Raw genomic sequence first — 25,222 nt, 5'->3', positions numbered from 1 at the left:
GGGGAGATTTCGGGGGGCGTGGGGGAGTCGGGGGGAGTGGGGAAGGGGGAGATTTCGGGGATGTCGATCGCCCTTCCTTCCAATATTTGTTGGCGTGCGGTTTGCAAGTTTTGGGCGATCGCCCAACCCTCGGATTGCAACCGTTCTAGAGTCAAGTCTGGAGAGTCGATCAAATCTCTCAGGGGTGCGGCGACTTTCCCAAAATCCGGCAATTGCAGCATTCCAGCCAAACCCGAGAGTTGGTAGTAAACCTTATGAAGGGCGGTGACGCTTATTGCCAAATCTGCCTCGGAAGCTTGGGAAAGCTCGGTTTCTAGGCGATTGAAGAGTGGCGGCACTTCGTGTTCAAAAATCAGTTTCAGGGTTTCCGGGGCGGGCGACTGGCTGGCTGCGGGGACTGGCGACTCTTCTGACTTGCCGTACTTGGCCTCGAACTGAGCGAAAATTTGGGCGATCACCTCCAAGTTTTCTGTTTGATCGGGAGTTGTGACATCGGAGTGTTGAATTGATTCGAGGGCAATCTTTTTGAGAGCATCCACGCCTTGCAGCAAAACACTCACAGTAGTCGGTTCCAGGGCCGACAAGTCTGTGCGATCGCGCAAAATGACAAAACAGTCCTCCAGCGTGTGAGCCGCCGCCGATACGTTTTGAAAGCCCAACATCGAACCGGCACCTTTAATCGAGTGAGCCGCCCGAAACATTTCTTTAACTGCCGCTTCTCGCTCTTTCAACCCCGCAGCTTCCATCGCCAGCAGGTTCGTCTCCATTAACTGGAGAAACTCTTCGCATTCTGCATTATAAGCATCTATTAATTCGTTTAAATCGTCATCATTCATATTAGTCTTTTGTCTGTTGACAGTTAACTGTTGTCTGTTGTCTGTTGGCAGTTTTTTTATATATGATGTCCCGTTATGTAACTGTAATTGTTGCCAGGGTGGGTTAACGATTATCTATAAATTCGCATTCAGGATATTTGTCAACCCGCCCCGACAACAACGATAGTTATTAGTGAGTCGTATAACAGTCAACAGTCAACTGACTAACTGCGGAAATTCGCCACCGACTTTTGCAATTTGCTGACAGAACCAGACAGATCGTCCAAAGAAGCCTTGACATCCGCACCTTTTTGTGCAGTTGTATTAGCAATCTCATTGACTTGCTGCATACTACTAGAAACTTCCTCAGCCGAAACAGTTTGCTTAGCAGATGCGCGAGTAATATTTTCCACCAAAGCATTCATTTCTCGACTAACTTCGATGATGGCATTGAGGTGAGTTTTAGCTTCGCTTGCCAGCTTAGTGCCTTCCACTACCTCCAGCGTCCCCGATTCCATTGCCTTCATCACGCGGCTGATTTCTTCTTGAATAGTAGCGACAATTTCGGAGATTTCCTCAGTAGCGCCAGCCGATCTTTCTGCTAATTTCCGCACTTCTTCGGCGACAACTGCAAAGCCTAAACCTTGTTCGCCGGCTCGCGCCGCCTCAATAGTAGCATTCAGAGCTAATAAATTAGTTTGCGAAGCAAGTTGAGAAATCGAAGTCACAATTTTGCCAATTTGCTGCGAAGATTCGCCCAAACGCTTCATCATTTTTGAGGTAGAGGCGATCGTCAACCGGAGCCCGTTAATGCCTTCGACAGCTCGATCGACCGCCACACCGCCTGCTTCAGCCGTGTGAGAAGACTGCTGGGCAACTGTTTCGGCGCGCACCGAAACATCTCGCACGTCGCGGATCGAATGCACAATCCGCTCGATTTCCCGCATGATGGCAGATATTTTTGTGGCTTGAACTTCCGCCTGTTGGGTGAGTTGGCTGGTATTGTTAATTGACTCGCCGGTGGCAGATGTTACCTCTTCGGCTAAAGTTTGAATTCCCGTTACCACCTTCCGCAGAGAACCGATTAAGAAGTTGAAAGAGTCGGCGACAGCACCTAAAACGTCGTTAGTCACTTCCGCCCTGACTGTCAAGTCGCCTTGAGCAGCACCTTTAATTTCTCCCAACAATTTGAGGACTTGCTGCGTCAGAGAATCAGCTTCAGCTTTGCGTTCTGCTGCCAATTTTTCCAGCCGTTCTTCTGCCTCTTTACGCTCGGTGATGTCAAAGCGAATGGCGATATATTTTATGATTGTGCCGCTGGTATCAAAGATGGGGGAGATCGTCGAATCTACCCAGTAAAACGAGCCATCTTTGCGTCGGTTTTTGATTTCCCCTTTCCACACCAAACCGCGAGAAATTGTCACCCACATTTCTGGAAAAAATGATTTGGGATGGTAGCCGGAATTGATCAGGCGGTGGTTGCGGTGCAGGAGTTCTCCCATGCTGTAACCGGATATTTCAATAAATCTGTCGTTGACGTAGGTAATCGTTCCTTTGGGGTCAGTTTCGCTGACGATCGCCGATTCGTCGAGAGCATTTTGCCTCGTTTTGAGTTCTTGCACCAAGCGTTCCTGTGCCTCTGCCAACTGCTGCATTCGCTGCTGGGATGCTTTTTCCTGGGTGACGTTGCGGCAAACTATTACGCCACCTTTAAGCGCCCCCGTTTCGTCTTTGAGCGGCCGGCCGTTAACTTTCACCCACAGGCCTTCTGGCTTGCCTGCGTGGCGGGTGAAAAGGTCTAAGTCGTCAAAGGCTTCTCCTCGAACCGTGCGCGCTAAAGGTATGTCGGCTGGGGGATAGGGAGTTACGGTATCGGGCAAGAATAAACCGTATTTTGCAGACCATTCGTTGGGAAGAGTATCTGTCGAACCCGCCCCAAAGATATCTTCGGCGGCGGGGTTGAACAAAATAAAATTGCTATTTTCGTCTGCCGCAATTATGCCGTCGCCAATGCTGTTTATTAACAGTTGCAAGAGATTGGTTTGCTGCCGAAATTGGTCTTCGGAACGGGCTAATTGGGCTGTTGTTTGTTGCAGTTGCACCATCGCCTGTTTGCTTTCGGTAATGTCGCGAGCGACTGCATACATGAGCTTTTGTTCGGTTTCAGGTCGCACTTTCCACGACAGCCACTTGTAGGAACCATCTTTGCAGCGGTAGCGATTTTCAAACAACTGTACTTCGGCGCCCTCGGTTACTTTTCCCGCTTCGGCTGTGGTTTCTTCGCGATCGTCTGGATGGACAAAATTGATAAAAGGTTGGTTTTCCACTTCTTCTAGGGTGTAGCCGAGGGTTGTTTCCCAAGCGGGATTGAGGCGCTTGAATTTCCCTTCAAAATCTATAATACAAACCAAGTCTAGGGAAAGGATAAAAAATCGATCGCGCTCTACTTCTGCTTTTTTGCGATCGGTAATTTCTACTGCTACTCCCCCAACGCCGATGGGTTTGCCGTCAGATCCGGGCAAAGGAAAGTATGACGCCAGCCAATCTCGCACGACGCCCGGTTGGTTGAAGGTGGAACCCGACACCTCAATATTTAAAAACGGTTGGTTGGTGGCGAGAACCTGCTCCAACATCGGCTGTAGGGTATCCATTTCAGGTAGAACTTCCCTCACCGTCTTACCGAGGTGTTCCGCAACTGAGGTGCCGGTGGTTTGCGCTAATTTCTCGTTGACTTGCACGAAGCGCAACTGGTCGTCAAAAATAAACATTGAGGCCGGGGCGGCTGTGAAAAATGCGTCAAAGCGGGTTTGACGCAAAACTAATTCTCGTTCTAGGGCTTTGCGATCGGTGATGTCGCGGCCTTCGGGAATTAGCAGCAAGACTTTGCCGCTGTCGTCTTTGATGGGTTTGATGGAGAAGTCAACGGTCGCCACGGCACCGCCGGCGACTAGCACATCCACTTCGTAGCGGACTACCTCGCCGGCCGCGGCGAGGGCGATCGCTTCTCGTATCTGTTGCTTGGCTGCTGGGGAAATCTGCCACCACAGGATTTCCGAAAACGGGGTGCCTACTATGTCTTCGAGCAGCAAGTCTGCTGCGGCGAGGGCTGTTTGATTGGCTTCCAAAACGGTGCCGTCCGGTTTGAGCAGAGCTATGAATTGGAACGATTGGTCGAAAATGGCTCGGAACAGTCTTTCGCGCTCGCGCAGCATCTCTTCTGAGCGTTTGCGATCGCTGATGTCGCGAGTAACTGTAGCTAGGCCCATAGGCTCGCCGGTTTCTGGGTGTTTGACTGTAAATATGGTGAAGTCAACCGGAAAGTTTTGGCCGGTTTGAAAGTTCCTCAAGCGGAATTCGCCCTGCCAAAAACCGTCTCGCACAGTAGCCGGCAGGATTTCTTCTTTTAAGCTTTTAGCATCTTCTGGTGTTAGGAAGTCATATATAGTTTTGGTTTTGACTTCTTCAATATTTTGCAATCCGGCTAGTTTAATACCAGCGGCATTCAGGTACGTTGCGTCTCCCTCCAGGGTAGCCGTGCCCATAAAATCCGAGCTGCTTTCTACGATAGAAATCAATCTTTGCTTTTCGATTTCGGCTTGTTTGCGCCCCGTGATGTCGTTGTTAGTTTCTAAAATTGCTTTGGGTTTTCCCTGTTCGTCTCTCTGCAAATTCCAGCGGCTGAATACGGTGATTTGGGTGTCGTAATTGGTGGTGTGAATTAGTTCTCCTTCCCAATAATCCTGCGCTTCTAACTGTACCCAGATATCTGCTAAAGGCTGGGAAAAAATGGTGTGCCATAGAGTATGGGTGAGTTTTCCCAAGGCTTCTTTTTTTGTCCAGCCGTACATCCGTTCGGCTCCTTGATTCCAATAATTAATCGTGCCGTCAATATCCCGAACTATCAAAGCGTCGCTCGCCAGGTCGAGCATTTGCAAGTTCTGCTCCAAGGCTTGTTCTACGCGCTTGCGTTCTTTAATGTTGCGGGCGATCGTTGAAATAAATCCAACTTCTGAATTCTCGGATTTGTGGGCCACTATTACTTGAGAAACTGGTACTTCTTCGCCGTCTAAACTCTGCCAAACTGTCTCGCCACTCCACACCCCGTCCCGACAAGCTGCGGGGATGGCGACGTTGACAATAGTGTCGATACTTTTGGGGGATATCATCTCAGAAATGTTGATTCCGGCTACATCTGCGTTGTCGCCAAGTTTCAACATTTCTCTGGCGGCGCGGTTGAGATAAATGGTGCGCTGTTGGGTGTCGGCTATGGCTACCCAGTCTGTTGTGGTTTCTAAAATTGCTTTGAACCGCAATAGTTCTTGTTCGGATTTGCGGCCCTCTGTGATGTCGCGCGCGAAGCCGAGCATTCCTAAAATGTTGCCTTCTGCGTCTTTGAGGGGCAATTTCAGCGTGTCGAAGCTGTGTACTTTGCCGTCGGCTAAGGTGGCTAAGTCGTTGGAGTCGGGCGCCACCTGGTTGCCTGCCCGGAAGTTTTGGATTTGGTTCTGGGAATCGGTTTGGGCCTGGAAGCTGCCGAAGATTCGATCGACCGATATGCCGATTTCTGCGTCGTCTTTGCCGATAATTTCGGCTTGAGTTTTGCCGAAGGCGGCGGCGAAACCTGCATTGACTAGGGTGTAGCGCGAGTTTCGATCTTTGACGAAGATGCAGTCTGGCGTAGCGTCAATGACTGTCCGCAGCAAGTTTTGGGAGCTTTCTGCTTCTGCGAGCGTGTGCCGCAGTTGTTCTTCCATGTGCACGCGCTTGGTGATATCTCTAATTGCGGAAACGAGAAATTTTCTGCCGTCGGCATCTACAAAGGTAGATTTTTTGGCGGAGAAATAGCAGGTGTTTCCTGCTGAGTCTGTGAGGATTTTTTGGCTTTCCCTGCTGGTATTTGTCAAGAAAACTAATTCGTCTGTTTTTCTATATGTGTCTGCTTGCTCTTTGGGCAAGAAGTCGTCGTAGGATTTGCCAATTAGTTCCGATCTGCGGTGACCTATGTGTTGACAAAAGGCATCGTTTAATGTTATCCAGCGGTGCTGTTCGTCTTTGACGTAAATCGGGTCTGAGATGCTGTTGAGGATGTTATTTAAGAATTGTTCAGAGGCTTTTAATTGCTCTTGGACTGCGGTGCGATCGCGAATTTCCTGTTCCAATTGTGCGTTTGTTTGCAGGATCTGCTCGGTTCTTTCATTCACTCGCTGCTCTAGTTCTGCGGTTAGCTGCTGCAATGCCACTTCTGTCTGTTTGCGGTGGGTAATGTCGCGGCCTTCGGCGAGGATTTGAAATACTTCTCCTGTCTTATTGAAAAGTGGCTTAAACGACACGTCCATTACTGTCACATCGTTGTTGGGGCCGGTGATTTCGTATTCTTCCCGGACTAAATTGCCGATCGAGACTTGTTTAATGTTCGTTTTTAGGCGCTGCTGGTTGGTTGGAGATGATGCCCACAAAGGTGTGAGCCAAAATTTCAGCCCCAGCACTTCTGATGCTTGGAAATCGCCCAATTTTAGCGCTGTCTGATTTGCTTCGATCAGAGTACCGTCTGGCTCCAATAATGCGATGACTTGAAAAGCTTGGTCGAAGATTGCGTGAAATCGCTGGTTAGTTTCGTTCAGTGCTCGTTCTGTTTCTTTTTTAGAGTTAAGGATTTGGGTGGAACCTACTAAGAAGTCGTAGCGGTTGGATAAACTCAAAAAAGCGATCGCCGGAATTACAGTTATCCAATCCGACACTGTTTGCACAACCGGGGAGTGCGGCAGTCCCAGGTATTCGGCGGCGTGGCCGCTGTGACCGAAAGCGCAGCTCCAAAATATGCCTGCTGTGACTGTGGCGAAGATGTCGAACCCGAATTGACGGTTTCGCCACAAACCTAAAGTGATCAGCCAGGCGATGGCAAAGTAACACGCACAAATGATGCAGTTAGCAGCCCCAGCTACTACCGATGCCGAGAAGTCAGGCAATGTCAGGGTGAAAGTCGTTGCGATCCAGGTATAGAGAAGTTCGATCATAAAATTAAGGAGGGGCAAATCGGATGCCGGCGATCGTTAGTTAAATTTATTGATGGAAAGCAGTTGCTGATTTATCTGTATTCTTGATTTTTACCAGCGTTCCGAATGGGCGATCGCTTCTACATCGACAATCATTAGCAAGCGTCCTTCGGAATTGTACAGACCTTTTAAAAAGGGTGCTAAGTCGGGACTGACATCTATCGCTGAGACAGTGCGATCTGGATTTAGAGATAAAACTCCTTCGACGCGGGAGACGGCTAATCCTATACGCATTCTCGACAATCTCACGTCTCGCGGATCGGGCGCTTCTACCACTAAGATGCGGCTGCTTGGGTGGTAGGTATCAACCGGCTCGATGCCCGCAAACCGTCCGAAGTCTGCTGCCGCTAAGATTTCGCCCCGCAAGTTGGTTAATCCCAGCAAAAATGGCAGGGTGTTGGGAACCGGGGAAATCGGTTGTTCCTTGAGCGAAAGGACTTCCCGCACTGCCTCTAGTTCTATGGCGAACAGACTGCCTCCTTGACCGAACAGGAGAAATTGCTTTGTTCCACTTGTCTGATTGCCCACCCGGGGAGCAGTTGTTTTCATTGCTTATTTTTTGTTTTTAGTGTAGCTTACAAATTATGGTTTTGCTTTGGTCTAAAAACCGATCGCAGATCGAGTTTTTCAGCATCATTTTTGGTGCATAAAATGTTTCCGCTAAATAAATCGCGGATTTTGCAAATAAGCAGGTCGCTATCATTAAACATAAAACTTTTAGGGGTTTCAAAAACCCAGTTTATTAAAAAAAACGGGATTTGTCGGTATAATGTTTTTTGAGAAGCTGGCGATCGCTTTATATTTTGTTTACGCCGAAAGCAGGCGCTGCACGATGTTGACGAGTTGCTGAGGTTCAAAGGGTTTGCTGACGTAAGCGTCGGCGCCTAAATCGGTTCCCCAAGCTTTATCGATCTCGGTGTTTTTATGAGTACAAAATACTACGGGCAAGTTTGCAGTTGCGCGATGGCCCCGCAATTCTCTGATCAATTCAAACCCGTTCATTCGCGGCATCACTACGTCTAAAACGACCAGAGCAGGACACTTTTTTTGGATCAGGGCGAGTGCCTCTTCGCCGTCGTTAGCGCGGATCACTTCCAGTCCGGCATCTTGAAGAATGCGGCAAATGATTTCTAGTTCGGTCTTTACGTCGTCCACTACTAAAACTTTTGACATGATTCTACACTTCCTTGCTGTTATTGACAGCAGACTATGTTTATTCAGAAGCTGGCGCGATCGGCGGTGAGACTATTCCGCTTTGCGAACAAATTAATGTACTTCTAAAGACAATATAGCCGATCGCATGGCTGAAGGTTGGCTGTCAGCGATAAAAAGCGATAAAAATTTACTTCGCTCACGGAATCACCCTGAATAAATTAATCTGTAAGTAGTAATTGGTAATTGGCTTTTTTGAAACCAACAGCTATTATTATAACGAGCGATATGGATATAAAAATCTGATTTTATAGGATGGGATTTTAGCTTTTTTCCGACCGATATAGTTGTAATTGCTCGCGATGAGCGAAACAACCTCCAAGCTTGCGATTGCTTTCCCTCGGTTCGCGAAAGTTAACGCGCAGCGAACAATGACCTCATCCATTAGCAATTAGGAATTCCCATTCGCAATTCGCAATTCCCAAAATTCAAGCTTCGAGATTACTCGCAAATTGCCTCGCTTTTTAGTAAGCCGACAAGCAGTTGACGAACCGGATATATCAAATTGCAAATCGAGCCAAGTTGAGCATACTCTGAAGTTATTTATCGACAGTTTTTAAATCAATTATAATGTGGTATAACCGATAATTTATCACTATTTTTTGGTAGCAGATGATACTAAATTTAACATCATTTGCAGCAGTTGAAAAATACTGCACGGAGCGATCGCTCTGGCTGTTGCGCTCGTACCCCCCGAAAGGTTCGGGGGGAGGCTCGTAGGGCGGCAGCAATGTCATGTCAAATAAGCCTTGAGCTACTTCTAAAGTAGAGGAGTGTTGGGTTCACCAAAACTTGAAGAAGCGGGCGATCGCCATCCTCGAGCTTGATTGTGGGTCCAGCCGAAAAGACTGCTGCAAAATGCAGTCAAATTCATCGGTGATAGAGAGACGGCGATCGGCTATAATAAAGGTTTAGAGGAAAAGAACACCGATAACCCGAAAATAATGGTTGCCATCCAGAACAATCTCAACATTGCCGCCCTAGAAGCAGAATACAGTCAAAAAACACCGCGAGAAATTCTCAAATTTGCCCTAGAAAACTTTGAAAATATCTCAATTTCTTTCAGCGGTGCCGAGGACGTAGTTCTGATCGATCTAGCCTCAAAGATTACCAAAAACTTCCGCGTTTTTACCCTAGATACTGGCAGATTGCACTCAGAAACCTATCAGTTTTTGGAGCAAGTCAGAAAACATTACGGCATTAAATTAGAAGTAATGTTTCCCGATGCGGCAGAAGTACAAGCCCTAGTAGATGAAAAGGGATTGTTTAGTTTTTATCAAGACGGTCACAAAGAATGCTGCGGCGTCCGGAAAGTCAAGCCGCTGCGCCGCAAACTGAATACTCTCGATGCTTGGATTACCGGTCAGCGCAAAGACCAAAGTCCCAGTACCCGCAACGGTATTCCGGTCATTGAAGTTGACACTGCATTCTCAACTCCCGATCGTGAATTAATTAAATTCAACCCCTTAGCAAACTGGTCTTCGGCAGAGGTTTGGGATTACATTCGCGCTTTGGAGGTGCCTTACAACAAGTTGCACGAACGCGGTTTTGTAAGCATTGGTTGCGAACCTTGTACGAAGCCGGTATTGCCGAACCAACACGAACGCGAAGGTCGCTGGTGGTGGGAAGAAGCGACACTAAAAGAGTGCGGTTTGCACGCTGGTAACGCACAGAAACAGTAAATGAATTAGTCGTAGGGTGTGCAACGGGCGCCAAACGGAGAATAAATGCGTACCCAACAAATAGTAGGGTACGCAATCCGCACCTTACGCAAGAATTCGCAATTACAAAAAATAAAAATTAAGATGAGCTTGCAACCGAACTTTGATAGGATGATCGACATTCAGAACAGTTTTTAAGCCAGGTACTTATGCTCGCCTCAACTAGCGAATTGCTGAACACTGCCCGGAGAAACGCTTATGCGATCGGCGCTTTTAACGTCTACAACCTCGAAGGAGTAAAAGCCGTCATCGATGCCGCGGAAGCGCTGCAAAGTCCTGCTATGCTGCAACTTCACCCCAGCGCCCTCAAATACGGAAAATCGCCTTTAGTCGCGCTTTGCATGGAAGCAGCGCGCAAATCTTTAGTGCCGATCGCAGTACACTTAGATCACAGCACCTCAGAAAAAGACATTCATCTCGCCCTAGACGCCGGCATCAAATCAATTATGGCAGACGGTTCTCCTTTGCCCTACGAACAAAACTTAATATTTACGCGCGAAATGACTAAATTATCCCACGCTAACGGTGCGGTAGTTGAAGCAGAAATCGGCAGAATTAGCGGCACTGAAGACGGTTTGAAAATCGAAGAAAAAGCTGCAAAAATGACAGATCCATTGGAAGCAGTAGAGTTTATCAAAGAAACTAAGGTAGATTTTTTAGCAGTAACAATTGGCAACGTTCACGGCAAATATTTCAGCGAACCAAAACTCGATTTCCCGCGTTTGGCAAAAATCAGGGCTTCAGTGTCAGTGCCGTTAGTGCTGCACGGTGCTAGCGGTTTGCCGGAATCAACGATCAATCAATCTATTAAATTAGGAGTATCTAAATTTAACGTGAATACGGAAGTTCGCGAAGCTTATATGGACGTTTTAAAAACTAGCAGTTCTTTGTCAGATCCAGATTTGTTGGAAGTAATGGAAAAGGCGATCGATGCCATGCGATCGGTCATTTCTGACAAACTGCAACTTTTCGGTTCTGCCGGTAAAGCTTATCTGCATCAATCTCCCTAGGCGGACGAATTGACCGCAAAGAGTACCAGCGACAAACCAGCGGAAATTAATCAAGTTTTTGTCAAATCTTAAAGGCTGTTTGTAGTGATGATTTCAGTCTTATTTTGAATAAAAAAACTAAAATCCTGACTGCAAACAGATTTGCAGTCAGGATTTCTGTAGTCTCTATGGCAATATTGAAAAATTACTGCATTTATGCTAACATCATGTTAACACTGCTAGGACAATCGATAAAACTCTCTAAAAGTCTTATTTATCTAATTTCCTGCTCTGTATCCTCTGCAGTTCATTTCCCTCTTAATTCCCACAAATCATAAATAATTTATTAACCGCCAGCAATTGACCAGAACTTCTTCACTATGATCGACATTCCTCAACTGATTGCTCAAGAACTTTCCATTAATCTCTCTCAAGTCAATAATGCTCTGGAACTTTTCGCCGAGGGAGCAACTATTCCGTTTATTGCCCGCTACCGCAAAGAACGCACGGATTTACTGAATGAAATTCAGTTGCGGGATATCTCCGATCGCTTCACCTATTTGACTGAAATTGAAGAGCGCAAAAAATCGATTTTAGAGACGATTAGCTCTCAGGGGAAACTCACTGAAGAATTGCAAGCGAAAATAGAATCGTGTTTGCAAAAAAACGAACTAGAAGACCTTTATCTGCCTTACAAGCCCAAGCGGCGGACGCGAGCGACAATTGCTAGGGAAAAAGGTTTGGAACCGCTGGCTAATTTTATTAAAGGTCTGAACTTACCGACGGCTAAACCAGCAGATTTGGAGGCGGAAGCAGCTAAATACATTTCGGAAGAAAAGGGAGTAAAAACATCAGAAGAAGCTCTCAAAGGTGCTGCGGATATTTTGGCGGAAGCGGTTTCGGAAAAAGCAGAATTGCGGGCTTATTTGCGAGAGTTTTTAATGAAAACCGGAGTTTTTGTCTCGAAAATTAAAGAGGATTTCCCGGAAGGAAGCACTAAATTTGAAATGTACCGCAATTATCAAGTTGCTGCGAGAAGCGTTCAGTCGCACAATATGTTAGCGCTGTTTCGGGGGGAAACGGAAGGGGTTTTAGATTTGGAACTGGCTTTTGATGAATCCGCAGTAATGGCTTATTTGGAAGCTCAGGAAATTAGAACTAGGATACCGGAAGTTAAAGAGTTTTATCGATCGACCTTGAAGGATGCCTTCAACAGACTGATGAAGACTTCGTTAATTACAGAAGTGCGATCGCACAACAAAGCCGTCGCTGATATCGAGTCGATCGCCACTTTTGAAACCAACCTCCGCGAGTTGCTGCTGTCGGCGCCGGCGGGAATGAAACCGACACTGGCGATCGATCCGGGATTTCGCACGGGCTGCAAAGTTTCCGCCCTCGATGAAACCGGACAATTTTTAGAATATCAAGCAATTTTTCCCCACCAAGCAGCGGCTCAGCGACAGCAAGCTGGTAAAATTGTCAAGCATTTAATTGAAAAATATAAAATTGAATTAATCGCGATCGGCAACGGTACAGCTTCCCGAGAAACAGACGAATTTGTTTCGGAAGTTTTGGCAGAAATGGACAGAAAACCGATTAAAGTCATGGTGAATGAATCCGGTGCATCGATTTATTCAGCAAGCGAGGTGGCGATCGCCGAATTTCCCGACCTCGACATCACCGTCCGCGGCGCAGTCAGCATTGGACGGCGCTTGCAAGACCCCCTCGCCGAACTCGTGAAAATAGACCCGAAATCAATAGGAGTCGGTCAATACCAGCACGACGTTGACCAAAAACTGCTCAAAAAGAAACTCGACGAAACAGTCGAAAGCTGCGTTAATTATGTGGGAGTTGACTTAAACACAGCCTCCAAAGAACTGCTGACATTTGTGTCAGGAATGACGGCAACAGTTGCCAAAAATATCGTCAATTACCGCAACGAAAACGGCGCGTTTAAAAATCGCCGCCAACTGCTGAAAGTTCCCAAACTCGGGCCCAAAGCTTTTGAGCAAGCAGCCGGATTTCTCCGCATTCGCGGCGGCGAAAACCCGCTGGACAATACAGCAGTTCATCCCGAAAGTTATCCTGTCGTGCAGGCGATCGCCAAGGATTTAGACTTGCCGCTGACAGGAATAACACAAATATCGGAAAAAATCAAGACGGTAAACATCAAGAAATATGTCACAGAAAAGGTCGGAGAACCAACACTCCGAGACATTATTTCCGAACTAGAAAAGCCGGGAAGAGACCCGCGAGCCGAGTTTAAATATGCCACTTTCCAAGCAGGAATCAAAGAAATCTCCGACTTGCAAGTTGGGATGGAATTAGAAGGCATAATCACGAATGTAGCTAACTTTGGAGCCTTTGTTGATGTGGGAGTGCACCAAGATGGTTTGGTTCATATTTCTCAATTAGCCGATCGCTTCGTAGATGACCCCAAACAGATTGTCAAAGTCGGGCAAGTTGTGAAAGTGCGGGTTTTGGAGGTGAATGAGAAGTTAAAGCGGGTTAGTTTGACGATGAAGCTGCAAGAAAAACCGCAACCGCAAAATGGCAATAGCGCGAGGCTTCCGGCCCCGCGCCGTCGTTGAAACTTTGGGGGAAAGCTGAAAAAGGGCGATGGCGTCCCGCCCCGCAAGCTACGACTATAATTGTTTAATCCTCACCAACCTAAAATTTAGATGACTGCAAGTAAAAGCTACACCTCTATCTCCCCCGAAGACTATTTATAAACCGAGAAAGTCTGCCCCATAAAACACGAGTACAGGCAAGGTGAAATCTATGCAATGGCAGGGACAAGCAAACCTCATGCCATTATCACGGGGAACGTATCTGTACTTTTGAGGAACTATCTTCGGGGAAGTGGTTGTATGCCTTACATGGCAGATATGAAAGTTATGCTCGATACACCTAATTTTTATTACTATCCCGATGTAGCGGTGATTTGTGATGAACGAGACAAAAATGCTGCCGTTCAATCATGGATTTATGGGTTTATGGCAACTTTTATGACACCATCTCGTTGATTGCCGAATAATTCATACGCTTCTTTTATTTGATCTAGCTTAAACCTGTGTGTGATCATAGGTCTCAGGTCGGCACGAGTGGACTGTATGACATTTATCAGCCGCCGCATACGTTCTTTTCCACCGGGGCACAGGGTGGTAACAATTTTCTTATCTCCAATACCGGCGGCAAAGGCATCTACAGGAATGGAAAGTTTTCCAGAATAGACTCCTAGACTCGATACAATTCCGCCTGGTTTAACTACACGCAAACAGGCTTCAAAGGTTTCCTGAATACCGAGTGCTTCAATCGCTACATCTACACCTCGACCATCAGTCAAATCCAGGATCGCTTCGACTGGATTGCACTCTTTATAGTTTAAAACAATGTCGGAGCCAAGCATTTGGGACATTTCCAGGCGTGCTGGATTGCTGCTGACGGCAATGATTTTGGAAGCACCTCTGAGTCTGGCACCAACAGTTGCGCTCATACCAATTGGTCCTTGGGCAAATATGGCGACTGTATCACCAATCTTGATATTTCCGCTTTCGGCACCACTGAAACCCGTACTCATAACATCGGGACACATGAGCACCTGTTCGTCGGTTAATTCGTCAGGTATGGGAGTCAAATTTGCCATTGCGTTCGGCACTAGCATGTATTCCGCCTGAGAACCATCAATGGTATTGCCGAAGCGCCAACCACCCATTGGCTTACCGCCGCACTGCGCTTGGTAGCCGTCAAGACAGAAATTGCACTGACCACAAGGAGTTATAGCACCAACAAGAATACGCTGTCCTATTTCATAGCCGTGAACTCCTGCGCCGAGTTCTGCAATGACGCCAACTGGTTCATGTCCTAGTGTCCGTCCAGGCTGGACGGGTACTTCACCTTTGAGTATATGAACATCTGTGCCACAGATTGTCGTCGTGGTGATTTTCATCAGTGCATCAGTAGGCCCAATCTCAGGAATTGGTTTTTCTTGAATCTCGATTCGCCCTTTTTCTACAAAAACAGCGGCTTTCATCTTTCTCATAAATTTCTTACACAATTTTTAATAAGATAATACTATGGAAAATCAATAAAACGCTTTTCTTTCTGCGTCTCTCCTTGCTCCCCTATTTGTGACTGCCATTCGGCTTATATCCCTCTTTTTTCACTTTAGGGTGAAACCTTGAATCTTCATGGGCTGTATCCTCGAAAAATCGCCAATTTATCAGAGAGTGATGAAAGATCGCTACGTCCTAACCGCCGGGGCGGTTGCTATACTTACCGATTCCCAACATTTAAGACACAAAAAAAACCACTGCCCCGACTCGTCATACCGGGCGCGGTAGAGAGTCGGGGCAGATTGGGAACAGCGATCGCAATATTTGATTCTGATTGCCCTGGCCATTGTTACTCAGTTTCAAACAATAACGGACTCTTGAGGACGGGCGAAGATCATGCGGCCGGCGCTGGTTTGCAGGGCGCTGGTGACTACGACTCGGGCTTCGCCGCCGACATAGCTGCTTCCTGCTTCCACGACAACCATTGTGCCGTCATCCAAGTAACCGATTCCCTGAGAGGGTTCTTTGCCTTCTTTGCGGATTTTTAGTTCGATCGTATCTCCCGGCAAATAAGTTGGCCGCACCGCATGAGTCAAATCGTTGATATTCAAAACCGGCAGTTTTTGGACGGTAGCTACTTTCGACAAGTTGTAATCGTTGGTGAGCAAAATGCCGTCGATATCCAAAGCGAAGCGGACTAATTTCGCATCGACTGTGGCAAGATCTTCGTAGTCAGCCGAGTGAATTTGAATCCGTTCTGGATATGTTTCTTTGATGCGGTTGAGTACATCTAAGCCGCGGCGCCCGCGCACTCGCTTTTGATCGTTGGCGGAATCAGCTACCAGTTGCAGTTCTTGGAGCACGAATTGCGGCACGATAATTTGACCTTCAAGGAAACCTGTTTCTAGCAGGTTTTCAATCCGGCCGTCAATAATGCAGCTAGTATCGACAACTTTGGCACTTGCTGGTTTGAAAGTACCTTCGGCTACCAACACAGTGTCTAAGGTTTTCGGGTTGATCAGCCGCAAGAAAGCGCGGCCGTGGGTGTCGGTCAAACTGACGCCTGTGAAGCCGAACATGAGGCTTCCCAAGACTGCGACTAGAGGTTTGATGAAGCCGAACTCGCGGGGAATTGGCAGCAGGAACAGCGGAGCCAGCATTAAGTTAGCTACTAGCAGTCCGATGATTAAGCCGATCGCCCGCGTCAGTAACATCTCCACTGGCATATCGCGAACTTGTTTTTCCAGGCGCCGGTAGGTGGTTTGAGCCACTAATCCCAGCACGAAGCCGATTAATGCTCCAAACGAGCCTAGTACAGAACTTAAACCTTGTATATTTGTAACTTGCAGCAGCAGATTGCTCGGCAGGAGTTCGACTCCGTAATAGCCTATGCCTCCGCCTGCGATTATGAATGAGATTATTATGATTGCGTCTAGCATTAGTTCTAGGTTAATGAATTTATTCACATTATATCTTTGCAGTGCTGATACTTGTTTTTATGCTGTGGTCGGATATCGCTATATTTACTCAGGGATTTTCATAAACTTATATTTCGCGGTTGTACCCTTTGGGGGTTCAACCAGTGAGTTGCTCGGCATTTACCACGCCCCGCCGAAAGCAGGCACGAAGTGCGAATAGAGCGCCCTGCGCGCTGTTCGGGAATTGTGGCAGATCGAAACTGGTACGAGGTTAAATTAAAAGAGCCGATCGTTCGCAGGGCTTTTTTGGTAAGAAAATGTCATAATATACATAATTATTCATAATGGTTTAATTAAAACTTTAGATTTGAACTTGCGCTTTCGGCTTGAGATGTAATGAACCCTCCCATAGATTATTTAACATTTGAATTAAAAAAAAGTGTGCAAGCGACAAATTCCGGCATTCCCAGTTCGGCTTACCTGCACGTACCTTTTTGTCGCCGCCGCTGTTACTACTGCGATTTTCCGGTTTTTGTGGTGGGCGATCGCAAAAATGGCGAGAATTCCGGCACAATCGTGCAATACGTTGCTGTACTGTGTCAAGAAATTCAAGAAACTCCAAATTTAGGGGCATCTCTGGAAACAGTTTTTTTTGGTGGTGGCACGCCTTCGCTGCTTTCTGTCAGTCAGTTGAGCAATATTTTAGAGACTCTCGACGGCAAATTTGGGATTGCTGCTGGGGCGGAAATTTCTATAGAAATAGACCCGGGTACGTTTACTTTAGAACAGTTGCGGGGATATGCAGCGGCGGGAGTAAATCGAGTTAGTTTGGGAGTGCAAGCTTTTCAGGATGAATTGCTGCAAGCTTGCGGACGATCGCACTCTGTCGCTGATATTTTTGAAGCAGTAGAAATAGTGCGATCGGCTGGTATTGTCAATTTCAGTTTAGACCTGATTTCGGGACTGCCGCACCAAACTTTAGAACAGTGGGAAGCTTCCTTGAAATCGGCGGTGGAAATTAGCCCGACTCACCTGTCGAGTTACGACTTAATTGTTGAGCAGGGGACTGCTTTCGGGCGCTACTTTGAAGCAGGCGCGCAGCCGCTACCAGCAGATGAAACCGCTGCTCAAATGTACCGTTTAGCGCGGGAAATTCTGACCGGTGCTGGATACGAACATTACGAAATTTCTAATTACGCTCGATCGGGCTATCAGTGTCGCCACAACCGCGTTTATTGGGAAAATCGCCCTTATTACGGCTTGGGAATGGGGGCTGCGAGTTACGTGGAAGGCCGGAGGCTAACAAGGCCTCGCAAAACTCAAGAATATTATCAGTGGGTGCGATCGATGTCTCGCCTCAATTCCCCTGCTACCCCAAAACTTGGAGGGGAAACCCAGCCAGAGATGGATCGAGAAATTGAGCAAAATTTTCAACAAGTATCAGAAAATGACGTTTTGTTAGAAACGCTGATGCTAGGTTTGCGTTTAGCAGAAGGAGTTAGCCTGTCGGCGCTGACTGAAAAGTTTACGCAGCAAACGGTTGATAAAATTTGGCATTGTTTGCAACCATACTGGCGGCAAGGATGGGTGGAAATTATGACCGAGGATAGGGCGATTGCAACTTTAGGCGAGGGTGCGAAACTGCCGCTTTCGGGCAATTTAAGGTTGAGCGATCCCGAAGGTTTTTTATTTTCTAATACTATTCTAGCCGATTTGTTTAGCAAGCTAGGCGAGGATAATTAGCTCTGTCTAAGGAAGTACATCTCCAGGGAAGCTGCTCAGCAGTAAAGCGCGGTCTGCAAGTTCGGCAGGAAGAAAATTAAATTGCTCCCTAGCTTTATAATGTCAAAAATAACCTGTTTTTTATCGATCCCTAAACAAAACTTAAAAGGCGAACTAAGCCTTGAGATAGACGCCACGACTGGAATCTGGCTGTCATACTTAAGAGACAACATTTAAAAAATACCTTAATGGAAACTCTAACTTTAGAACGCAACAACATCCACAGCAATCCCAATCAGGTAATTAGCGATCGTGGCTTCAATCCGACTTCTAAGTGTAATTTTTGCGGTCACTATAAACTGCAAAGAGGTTCCGTAGGTCACTGTGAATTGTTCAACGCACCTGTTCGGGGAGAATGGAAATCTTGCACTTTAGCAATGCCAGCTTTTGCAGCTTCTTGGAAAGACGTGGAATGCGCCAAAGTTTCCCCTGGAGCCTTTATTAATTAACCTAAGAAATGTTAAAAAAATTTTGTTGTCACGGGTGATATGGTATATTAAGTTTAGGCCTGTCGCCGATGGATCGCACAGTTTCACAAACAAGTTAAAAATATGAATTTGACACTGAATGAGGTAATTTCCGAACGTCATGCGCGCATTTTGTGTTGGTATCTGAATACTACCAGTCAAGTGCAAATCGCTCGGATTACAAATATTCCTAATTGGTATTTTGAGCGGACGGTGTTTCCCGGGGAACGTTTTTTGTTTGAAGCGCTGCCGGAAGCTCAGTTAGAAGTTTGCAGGAGTGCGGAGAGCGGTGCTATTGTGTGCGAAGGAATTTTGTGCGATCGGCTGCGAGTTGAAGAGTTAAGCACGGCTGATTAAAGATAATTCCCCAGACTTACCGACGAAGGGTATAAACCCGGTTTTTTTTTGAGAAACCGGGTTTCTCTGTGTGATGATAAAAAAACTCCGTTCCCGATCGCACTCGCGACATCAGAAACCCGGTTGATTCGTATATTTCTCGTTACTAAGCCCAAAATTGTTAGAAACCGGGTTTCTCACCACCTCATGCTTAAGCCCTGAAACTGTCGGAAACCTTGATCTAAGCTAAATTATAAAAAATCAGCCACTGTTTAATACTAAAACCCGATGTCCATCACCGAACAAATCCTCTCCCAACTGCCAGCAGACGCCCTCGGAGGCCTGAGAAAAGTCGATCGACTCTGGGAAAACCTCAAACAAAACACCGCACCAGCACCCCAAGCAGTCAAACACAGCCAACAACCCCTGGAAACCCTCGACTTCGACATAGTTATCGGCGGCGGAACCCTAGGAATATTAATCGGTACAGCCTTAGCCGTGCGGGGTTGGCGAGTAGCCCTACTCGAACGTGGCATCCTGCGAGGCCGCGAGCAAGAATGGAACATTTCTCGCAAAGAATTAGACGCATTCTTAGAACTAAATCTGCTATCTGTTGAAGAGATAGAAAAGGCGATCGCCACCGAATACAACCCAGCCCGCATCAGCTTTGCCAACACCCCCGACATTTGGGTGCGCGACGTACTGAACATCGGAATAGACCCAGTTTACCTCCTAGAAACCCTCAAGCAGCGATTCCTAGAAGCTGGAGGCAATTTATATGAAAATACACCATTTAAAACAGCCACAATTCACCCAAATGGGGTTCTTATTGAATCAGAAAATACCGCTTCACAACCTGCTAAAAACTTATTTAAAAGCCGATTATTATTAGACGCAATGGGACATTTCTCCCCCATTGTCCGCCAAGCAAGACAAGGCAAAAAACCCGACGCCGTATGTTTAGTAGTCGGCAGTTGCGCTCAAGGATATCCCAAAAACGACACCGGCGACATATTTGCATCCTTCACCCCAATGCAAAATCAGTGCCAATATTTTTGGGAAGCATTTCCAGCCAGAGACGGCCGTACCACCTACTTATTTACCTACATAGACGCAGACACAGAAAGATTCAGTTTAGAAACCTTATTTGAAGAGTATTTGCGCTTGCTTCCTCAATATCAAAACGTCGAACTCGAACAGTTAAAATTCCAAAGAGCACTCTACGGATTCTTCCCCTGCTATCGCCAAAGTCCTCTAAAAACGCCTTGGGATCGCATACTCCCAGTCGGAGACAGCAGCGGTAGCCAATCTCCCCTCAGCTTCGGCGGTTTCGGGGCTATGGTGCGCCACATCAAACGCTTGACTCTAGGAATTGACGAAGCTTTGACAAGCGACAGTCTCAGCAACAATTCCCTCGCACTTTTGCAACCCTACCAGCCGAATCTATCAGTTACCTGGTTGTTTCAGCGTTCGATGAGTGCTGCGATGAATCAAAGAATAGACCCCAATCAAATCAATCAACTTTTGGCTGCCGTATTTCAGGTAATGGAAGAGTTGGGAGAACCGGTACTCAAACCGTTTCTTCAGGATATCGTACTGTTTCCGGCTTTGTCAAAAACTCTGTTTAAAACAGCAACTAGCCATCCCGGATTAGTGATGAAAATTATCCCGCAGGTAGGAATAGCTAATTTGCTCGATTGGATGGTTCATTATATAAATTTAGGACTTTATACGGGATTGCAGCCTTTGGGGAAAGCCGTAGAACCGCAGGTGAAGAATTTAGCGCCGGAGCAGCAATACTATTTTCACCGATTAGTTGAAGCGTGGCAATACGGCGCTGGAGGCGATTATTAAGTGAACAGGCTCTCCGGCCTGTTGCACAAGAAAATTACTCGTTACCAGGCTGGAGCCTGGTAACGCAGATCCGGAGGCTCTGCCTCCATTTTCGGCACCGAGGCAGAGCCTCTAGATATGGGTTCCCCGGCTCCAGCCGGGGAACCAGTTAACTGATATATTAGTTATGAGTTATGAAGGAGCTATAACTGCTAAAGCTTGGGGAATCACTCGGAATGTTGCAGGCGTGTGAGTGGTGATTTCACCGTCGGTATTAATCGGACGGCGTTTGCTAGTATTAACCTCAAATTCTTGAGCGTGCAAAGCGCGAACGTTAGGCCAACTGGTATGATTTCCTTGCCTCATAGCTGGCAGCAAAGCAATGATTTCCCACCAGTTTTTTATTTCCAAACTGTACAAATCCAGTCGCTTGTCGTCGATTGTGGCATCTTCGGCAACTGTCATGCCGCCGCCGTAATAGCGACCGTTGCCAATGGCAATTTGAATAGTTTTAACATTAAAAAATTGGTCGTTTACCTTAATTTCTGCTCTGAACGGTCGCGCTGACAAAATTGTCTGCAAAGCAGTAAAAGCATACGCGAAAACTCCCCAGCGCTGCTTCACGTCTTTAGTCAACCGCTGGCTAATTTGCACGCTCAATCCCAAACTCGCCACATTTAAAAAATGCTTGCCGTTCACCCAACCCAAGTCTATTAACCGAACTTTCTGGCTGGCAATTACTTGACAAGCTGCGGATAAATCTGTAGGAATGCCCAGAGTGCGAGCTAGGTCGTTAGCAGTTCCCATCGGCAAAATACCCAAGGGTAACTTGGTGTCTATCAAACCTTCTATTGCAGCGTTGAGAGTGCCGTCGCCACCGCCGATTATTACTAATTCGACTTTATTTTCGTAGCGCCGAATTGTGTCGGGAATTTCGCTGGCGTGGTCGGTAGATTCTACAATTAACTCAAAACCCAGTGCTTGCAATTCTACAGTGGCTTGAGATGATAACTTTTGCCCTTTTCGGGAGTGCTGGTTTACTAAAAGTAGAGCTCTCTTCATTTGTTGATTTTTAATTGGTTGAGGATTTTTAATTACAAAAAGTATAGCTTGATAGCTTAACTTTATGAAATTAATGCTTTAGTTTCATTTTACCGATTATGATGGATTGACAAAAATGTCAAAAAAGGGATAATTGTAGCCAAAGATTCCTAAAAAGTACCTCCGGCTCTAGGCTAGCAGCAAACAATCTCGCTTCTCGATCGAAGTAAAACTAAAATTATGTCTAATTTTTTAGAACAAGGGCAAGTCGCTGCCGATCGCCAAAACTGGCCTGGGTTAGTCGAATGCTTGCAGCAAGTGACAGCCAAAGGCAGCAAGCCGCAGGAACAACACATTTTAGATCGAGCTGTCAGTTTAGCAATACAAGCCTTAGAATGGGGCGATTTTCAAGACCGTTGGGAAATTGCTAAAGTATTGCCCAATCTGGGAAATGGCGCGATCGCACCTTTAATTGCCGTGCTCGAAGACGCAGACGCAGACACAGAGCCCCGGTGGTTTGCCGCCCGCATCCTCGGAAACTTCGATCGCCCGGAAGTGATTCAAGCTTTAGTAGAATTGGTCAAAAATTCCGACGAAGAATTGAGCCAAATCGCCGCCGAAACCCTAGGGAATTTCGGCCCGACAGCCATAGAATCCCTCGCAACTCTCCTACTCCAAGAAGACTCGCGACAGTTTGCAACAGCAGCACTAGCCCAAATTCGGCGCACCGAAACCATCGCACCGCTGTTGAGCGTAGTCGGAGACTCTCAAGTTGCGGTGCGGGCCGCCGCAATCGAGGCCCTGAGCAGCTTTCGCGACTCCCGCATCCCGCCGGTACTGGTAGCAGCACTCAAAGATCCGGCGACAGCAGTCAGAAAAGAAGCCGTGCGTGCTCTCGGCGCGCGCGCCTATTTAGATGCAGAATTAGATTTAGTTAACTTGCTCAAACCTTTGCTTTCGGACATCCGATTAGAAGTTTGCAAGCTGGCGGCGATCGCGATCGGGCGAGTGAAAACCGATGCTGCTGCGGCTGCTTTATTTGAATTGCTGCGATCGCCCACAACTCCGGTTGAATTGCAAATCGAAACTGTGCGCGCCCTAAGCTGGAGCGAAACCGCAGTTGCTTTAGAATATTTGCAGCAAACCTTAATTGCCGAATTAACTAACACAAACTCTCCTATTTGTCAAGAGATTCTCACTGTTTTAGGGCGAGTGGAAAAGCCGGAATTAAAAGCCAAAGCTGTTGAAATTATGCTCGATTTACTCGAAAGCAATCATCCCGGCGTGCAGTCCGCGGCAATCAAACAATCTTTAGCTTTAGGGCTAGGGCAATTAGGAGATATTAGAGCGCTAGATGTGCTGATTCAACTGTTAGCAGATGCCGATAACAGCACCAGGCTGCACTGCACGGCTGCGCTCAAACAGCTAAATGCTATTGAGGCCAGACAGCAATTAGAAATTTTAGTTAACCAAGAGAGCCTTGAACCAAGATTAAAACAGGGAATTGCGATCGCCCTGCAAGAATGGCCGGAGAATTAAGAGCGAGAGGATTTGCGGAGGGTGATTTAGGAAGCTGAATGCCACGGATATAGCTGAACTTTCAGAATATGAGCCTAAGTTTTGTTTGGCATGATATCGTTTCCGGTTGCATCGGAATGATACTGAGGACACGGCAGTGCCGTGTCCCTACAATTAATTGGGGTAGGGACACGGCACTGCCGTGTCCTGACTCTGGGTAATATTAATTCCGATGCTACCGGAGTTGATATGATTCAAAATCTATCTCTTTCAAGATAGATGAAATATCTTTCAATATAATTAATATAATTACATTTTTAAAATTTAAAAACGGTGGAGCGGGCCGATTACCATTAGCAGGAGCGATCGCTACCAATTCCAGATTAGATGTTCATCCAAATAGCCAGTTTTTTTAGCTTGTAGCTGCACAGTCTTCGCTCTCTTTCGCCAAGATTGTGCAAAACTACAAATCTTAGTTAAATGTGCCAGCCCTTGTAAGTCCTAACGACATAGGAGCTGTGTTGGCATTTAGCGATCGCTCATGCTGCCAATTACTCTTCTACCCAATTGAGCAACCCAAGAGAAGTAACAGCTCCAAAAAAGTGAGCGCCAATCAGATTGACGTTTGCCATAGTCACAAAAATATCTAGGGAACGAATGACATTTTCTGGCGCATAAGCTGCCATCGCTTGCGGTTGACTGAGAGTTTTCGCTAGGACTACAGCAACTGTTTCTTCAGAAGCGACAAACGCGATTAATACACCCACCAAACTAGAAATTAATCCTATCCGTAAGGTGTGAGTAATATGTTCTTTGCTGGGATATACCTCGGAATTTTCCGCGTGCAAAAGTCTGCCTAAAAGCCTGTAGCGAAAATCCCAATAAATTCTAAAGCACAGCAATAAAAGACCAACTATCGCTAAAAATACCCCGAAACCAATACCTGCATTATTATTGGTTTGTTCGCTCATGTTGCGACCCAACATCGCAAATAATAAAACAATGCCGGAAACAGCACCCAAGAATAACTGTATCCAGAAGCTAAATCGACTGAACAAGCGAAAAGTTGCGACGAATTCGCTTTGGGTCAGCGGTTGGGACAAGGATTCTGGTTGATTCATTATATACACCTTATTGCTGAATTGATCGTCAAAATAAACGAGGTAAGAAAGAGGTTCTGCTTGTCTTCCTATCGCAAGCGATCGCCTTATGGTTAGCTATGAGACTTATCCAGAAAACTCAGTTCAGCACAGGCAGGATGCCTGATGTTTGGGAACTGATTTGAGCAATCTCCGGTAAATAAAAGGTTTAACTCAACACACTCACTGCCGTTGTGGTTGATTTGATTTTCCTAAAATCCTCCCGGTTCTGAACCATCAACTTCTTGCAACAATTGCAACAATGGGAATTGAAAATCTTACAATTTGATTTAGGTAAAAGGTCTATTTGCCCTTTTCTACATTATTTCAAGATCTGCCTTCTATCTTAATTTAATCTAACTCGCCCAACCTTGTCATCTGTCTAATGCCATAAAAAAATATCCACCTGATGGAAGATGATTGAGGAAAAACTTATGATAATGCTTTCAGTTAAGTGCGATCGCTCGGACTATTGGCGATCGATGCTTGATTCCCAACTGCCGCACTGGGGTGCATCCATTCTTGCCACGTCCACAAGCTAGTTAGGGCAGCTATTGCAGCTCCAAAACTATCCACAATCAAATTAATAATCGTATCATTCAGGCTCTCAATCACTTCGGTTGAGAGAACAATACCAGCCGTCCATTCGGCAACTTCCCACAAAGCACCAATCGCAATCCCCAAACTGGTTATTGTTAGCAAATACAGCATTTAATGGTGGTGAAAAATAGTCAGCATTGAACTGTATGCTAAAAAAAATAATGCTAAAGTCACTGCAAAAGTCGTGAAAGCATGAACAATTTCATCATCCTGACTAAGAGCAGCTATTATCGAGCGAATATG

Annotated in this window: 18 protein-coding genes; 9 read left to right on the top strand and 9 right to left on the bottom strand. The window is 46.4% G+C overall.

Annotated features, from left to right (window positions below; genetic code table 11):
• The 4 genes from QUA54_RS27915 to QUA54_RS27900 all read right to left on the bottom strand — a co-directional run.
• Window positions 1-836 (bottom strand): Hpt domain-containing protein (locus QUA54_RS27915; protein ID WP_333417574.1); only part of this gene is annotated, 836 nt, incomplete at its 3' end.
• 203 nt (window positions 837-1,039) lie between these two features.
• A complete protein-coding gene (locus QUA54_RS27910) occupies window positions 1,040-6,829 on the bottom strand; it encodes a PAS domain S-box protein (protein WP_333417572.1) in 5,790 nt (1,929 codons plus the stop codon).
• Window positions 6,830-6,919: 90 nt separating this feature from the next.
• On the bottom strand, window positions 6,920-7,417 hold the full coding sequence (locus QUA54_RS27905) for a chemotaxis protein CheW (RefSeq protein ID WP_333417570.1): 498 nt from the start codon (window positions 7,415-7,417) through the stop codon (window positions 6,920-6,922).
• A gap of 258 nt (window positions 7,418-7,675) precedes the next feature.
• The gene (locus tag QUA54_RS27900; RefSeq protein WP_172188840.1) at window positions 7,676-8,041 is read right to left on the bottom strand and encodes a response regulator transcription factor; all 366 of its coding nucleotides are present in this window, start codon (window positions 8,039-8,041) and stop codon (window positions 7,676-7,678) included.
• 866 nt (window positions 8,042-8,907) lie between these two features.
• Between QUA54_RS27900 and QUA54_RS27895 the strand changes: the two genes are divergently transcribed.
• From QUA54_RS27895 to QUA54_RS27880, 4 genes are all read left to right on the top strand, one after another.
• Window positions 8,908-9,762: a phosphoadenylyl-sulfate reductase gene (locus QUA54_RS27895; RefSeq protein WP_333417568.1), complete on the top strand. Its 855-nt coding sequence runs from the start codon at window positions 8,908-8,910 to the stop codon at window positions 9,760-9,762.
• Window positions 9,763-9,950: 188 nt separating this feature from the next.
• The gene (locus QUA54_RS27890; RefSeq protein WP_333417566.1) at window positions 9,951-10,811 is read left to right on the top strand and encodes a class II fructose-bisphosphate aldolase; all 861 of its coding nucleotides are present in this window, start codon (window positions 9,951-9,953) and stop codon (window positions 10,809-10,811) included.
• Window positions 10,812-11,170: 359 nt separating this feature from the next.
• Entirely contained in the window at window positions 11,171-13,381 is a 2,211-nt protein-coding gene (locus QUA54_RS27885) for a Tex family protein (RefSeq protein WP_333417564.1), read from the top strand.
• A gap of 159 nt (window positions 13,382-13,540) precedes the next feature.
• Entirely contained in the window at window positions 13,541-13,816 is a 276-nt protein-coding gene (locus QUA54_RS27880) for a Uma2 family endonuclease (RefSeq protein WP_333417576.1), read from the top strand.
• Here QUA54_RS27880 and QUA54_RS27875 read toward each other — a convergent pair.
• Together QUA54_RS27875 and QUA54_RS27870 are read right to left on the bottom strand one after the other, a co-directional pair.
• Window positions 13,777-14,823, bottom strand: coding sequence for an NAD(P)-dependent alcohol dehydrogenase (locus tag QUA54_RS27875; protein WP_333417562.1), 1,047 nt, complete (start codon window positions 14,821-14,823; stop codon window positions 13,777-13,779). The two genes, QUA54_RS27880 and QUA54_RS27875, sit on opposite strands and share 40 nt — an antisense overlap.
• Window positions 14,824-15,204: 381 nt before the next feature.
• Window positions 15,205-16,284 carry a PIN/TRAM domain-containing protein gene (locus tag QUA54_RS27870; RefSeq protein WP_333200585.1) on the bottom strand — a complete coding sequence of 360 codons (1,080 nt, stop codon included), beginning with the start codon at window positions 16,282-16,284 and terminating at the stop codon, window positions 15,205-15,207.
• A gap of 375 nt (window positions 16,285-16,659) precedes the next feature.
• Here QUA54_RS27870 and hemW point away from each other — a divergent pair, with 375 nt between their 5' ends.
• The 4 genes from hemW (at window position 16,660) to QUA54_RS27850 (ending at window position 20,702) form a co-directional block, all read left to right on the top strand.
• Complete coding sequence (hemW, locus tag QUA54_RS27865) at window positions 16,660-18,006, top strand: radical SAM family heme chaperone HemW (protein ID WP_333417560.1); 1,347 nt, start codon at window positions 16,660-16,662, stop codon at window positions 18,004-18,006.
• A 227-nt stretch (window positions 18,007-18,233) separates the two neighbouring features.
• Entirely contained in the window at window positions 18,234-18,494 is a 261-nt protein-coding gene (locus QUA54_RS27860; protein WP_333417558.1) for a hypothetical protein, read from the top strand.
• A gap of 102 nt (window positions 18,495-18,596) precedes the next feature.
• Window positions 18,597-18,869: a DUF1830 domain-containing protein gene (locus QUA54_RS27855; RefSeq protein ID WP_172188826.1), complete on the top strand. Its 273-nt coding sequence runs from the start codon at window positions 18,597-18,599 to the stop codon at window positions 18,867-18,869.
• A gap of 267 nt (window positions 18,870-19,136) precedes the next feature.
• Window positions 19,137-20,702: an FAD-dependent oxidoreductase gene (locus QUA54_RS27850; RefSeq protein WP_333417556.1), complete on the top strand. Its 1,566-nt coding sequence runs from the start codon at window positions 19,137-19,139 to the stop codon at window positions 20,700-20,702.
• Window positions 20,703-20,873: 171 nt separating this feature from the next.
• On the opposite strand, the gene QUA54_RS27845 is transcribed toward QUA54_RS27850, so the two are convergent.
• Window positions 20,874-21,743 carry a lipid kinase gene (locus QUA54_RS27845; RefSeq protein WP_333417555.1) on the bottom strand — a complete coding sequence of 290 codons (870 nt, stop codon included), beginning with the start codon at window positions 21,741-21,743 and terminating at the stop codon, window positions 20,874-20,876.
• 219 nt (window positions 21,744-21,962) lie between these two features.
• Between QUA54_RS27845 and QUA54_RS27840 the strand changes: the two genes are divergently transcribed.
• The gene (locus QUA54_RS27840) at window positions 21,963-23,261 is read left to right on the top strand and encodes a HEAT repeat domain-containing protein (RefSeq protein ID WP_333417553.1); all 1,299 of its coding nucleotides are present in this window, start codon (window positions 21,963-21,965) and stop codon (window positions 23,259-23,261) included.
• Between the two features lie 530 nt (window positions 23,262-23,791).
• Here QUA54_RS27840 and QUA54_RS27835 read toward each other — a convergent pair.
• Together QUA54_RS27835 and QUA54_RS27830 are read right to left on the bottom strand one after the other, a co-directional pair.
• Window positions 23,792-24,361 carry a DUF3611 family protein gene (locus tag QUA54_RS27835; RefSeq protein ID WP_333417551.1) on the bottom strand — a complete coding sequence of 190 codons (570 nt, stop codon included), beginning with the start codon at window positions 24,359-24,361 and terminating at the stop codon, window positions 23,792-23,794.
• Between the two features lie 468 nt (window positions 24,362-24,829).
• Window positions 24,830-25,090 (bottom strand): hypothetical protein, encoded by a 261-nt coding sequence (locus QUA54_RS27830; RefSeq protein ID WP_333417549.1) that lies wholly within the window; start codon window positions 25,088-25,090, stop codon window positions 24,830-24,832.
• Window positions 25,091-25,222 lie beyond the last annotated feature (132 nt).

The organism is Microcoleus sp. MOSTC5 (genome assembly GCF_036701825.1).
GTDB lineage: Bacteria > Cyanobacteriota > Cyanobacteriia > Cyanobacteriales > Microcoleaceae > Microcoleus > Microcoleus asticus.
This window is presented reverse-complemented; position numbering and strand designations above follow the sequence as displayed.

What these genes read in the sequence shown, in the direction of transcription:
- QUA54_RS27910 (WP_333417572.1), bottom strand. Translation starts at nt 6,829, where the DNA reads ATGATCGAACTTCTCTATACCTGGATCGCAACGACTTTCACCCTGACA.
- QUA54_RS27905 (WP_333417570.1), bottom strand. Translation starts at nt 7,417, where the DNA reads ATGAAAACAACTGCTCCCCGGGTGGGCAATCAGACAAGTGGAACAAAG.
- QUA54_RS27900 (WP_172188840.1), bottom strand. Translation starts at nt 8,041, where the DNA reads ATGTCAAAAGTTTTAGTAGTGGACGACGTAAAGACCGAACTAGAAATC.
- QUA54_RS27890 (WP_333417566.1), top strand. Translation starts at nt 9,951, where the DNA reads ATGCTCGCCTCAACTAGCGAATTGCTGAACACTGCCCGGAGAAACGCT.
- QUA54_RS27885 (WP_333417564.1), top strand. Translation starts at nt 11,171, where the DNA reads ATGATCGACATTCCTCAACTGATTGCTCAAGAACTTTCCATTAATCTC.
- QUA54_RS27875 (WP_333417562.1), bottom strand. Translation starts at nt 14,823, where the DNA reads ATGAAAGCCGCTGTTTTTGTAGAAAAAGGGCGAATCGAGATTCAAGAA.
- QUA54_RS27870 (WP_333200585.1), bottom strand. Translation starts at nt 16,284, where the DNA reads ATGCTAGACGCAATCATAATAATCTCATTCATAATCGCAGGCGGAGGC.
- hemW (WP_333417560.1), top strand. Translation starts at nt 16,660, where the DNA reads ATGAACCCTCCCATAGATTATTTAACATTTGAATTAAAAAAAAGTGTG.
- QUA54_RS27860 (WP_333417558.1), top strand. Translation starts at nt 18,234, where the DNA reads ATGGAAACTCTAACTTTAGAACGCAACAACATCCACAGCAATCCCAAT.
- QUA54_RS27855 (WP_172188826.1), top strand. Translation starts at nt 18,597, where the DNA reads ATGAATTTGACACTGAATGAGGTAATTTCCGAACGTCATGCGCGCATT.
- QUA54_RS27850 (WP_333417556.1), top strand. Translation starts at nt 19,137, where the DNA reads ATGTCCATCACCGAACAAATCCTCTCCCAACTGCCAGCAGACGCCCTC.
- QUA54_RS27845 (WP_333417555.1), bottom strand. Translation starts at nt 21,743, where the DNA reads ATGAAGAGAGCTCTACTTTTAGTAAACCAGCACTCCCGAAAAGGGCAA.
- QUA54_RS27840 (WP_333417553.1), top strand. Translation starts at nt 21,963, where the DNA reads ATGTCTAATTTTTTAGAACAAGGGCAAGTCGCTGCCGATCGCCAAAAC.
- QUA54_RS27835 (WP_333417551.1), bottom strand. Translation starts at nt 24,361, where the DNA reads ATGAATCAACCAGAATCCTTGTCCCAACCGCTGACCCAAAGCGAATTC.
- QUA54_RS27830 (WP_333417549.1), bottom strand. Translation starts at nt 25,090, where the DNA reads ATGCTGTATTTGCTAACAATAACCAGTTTGGGGATTGCGATTGGTGCT.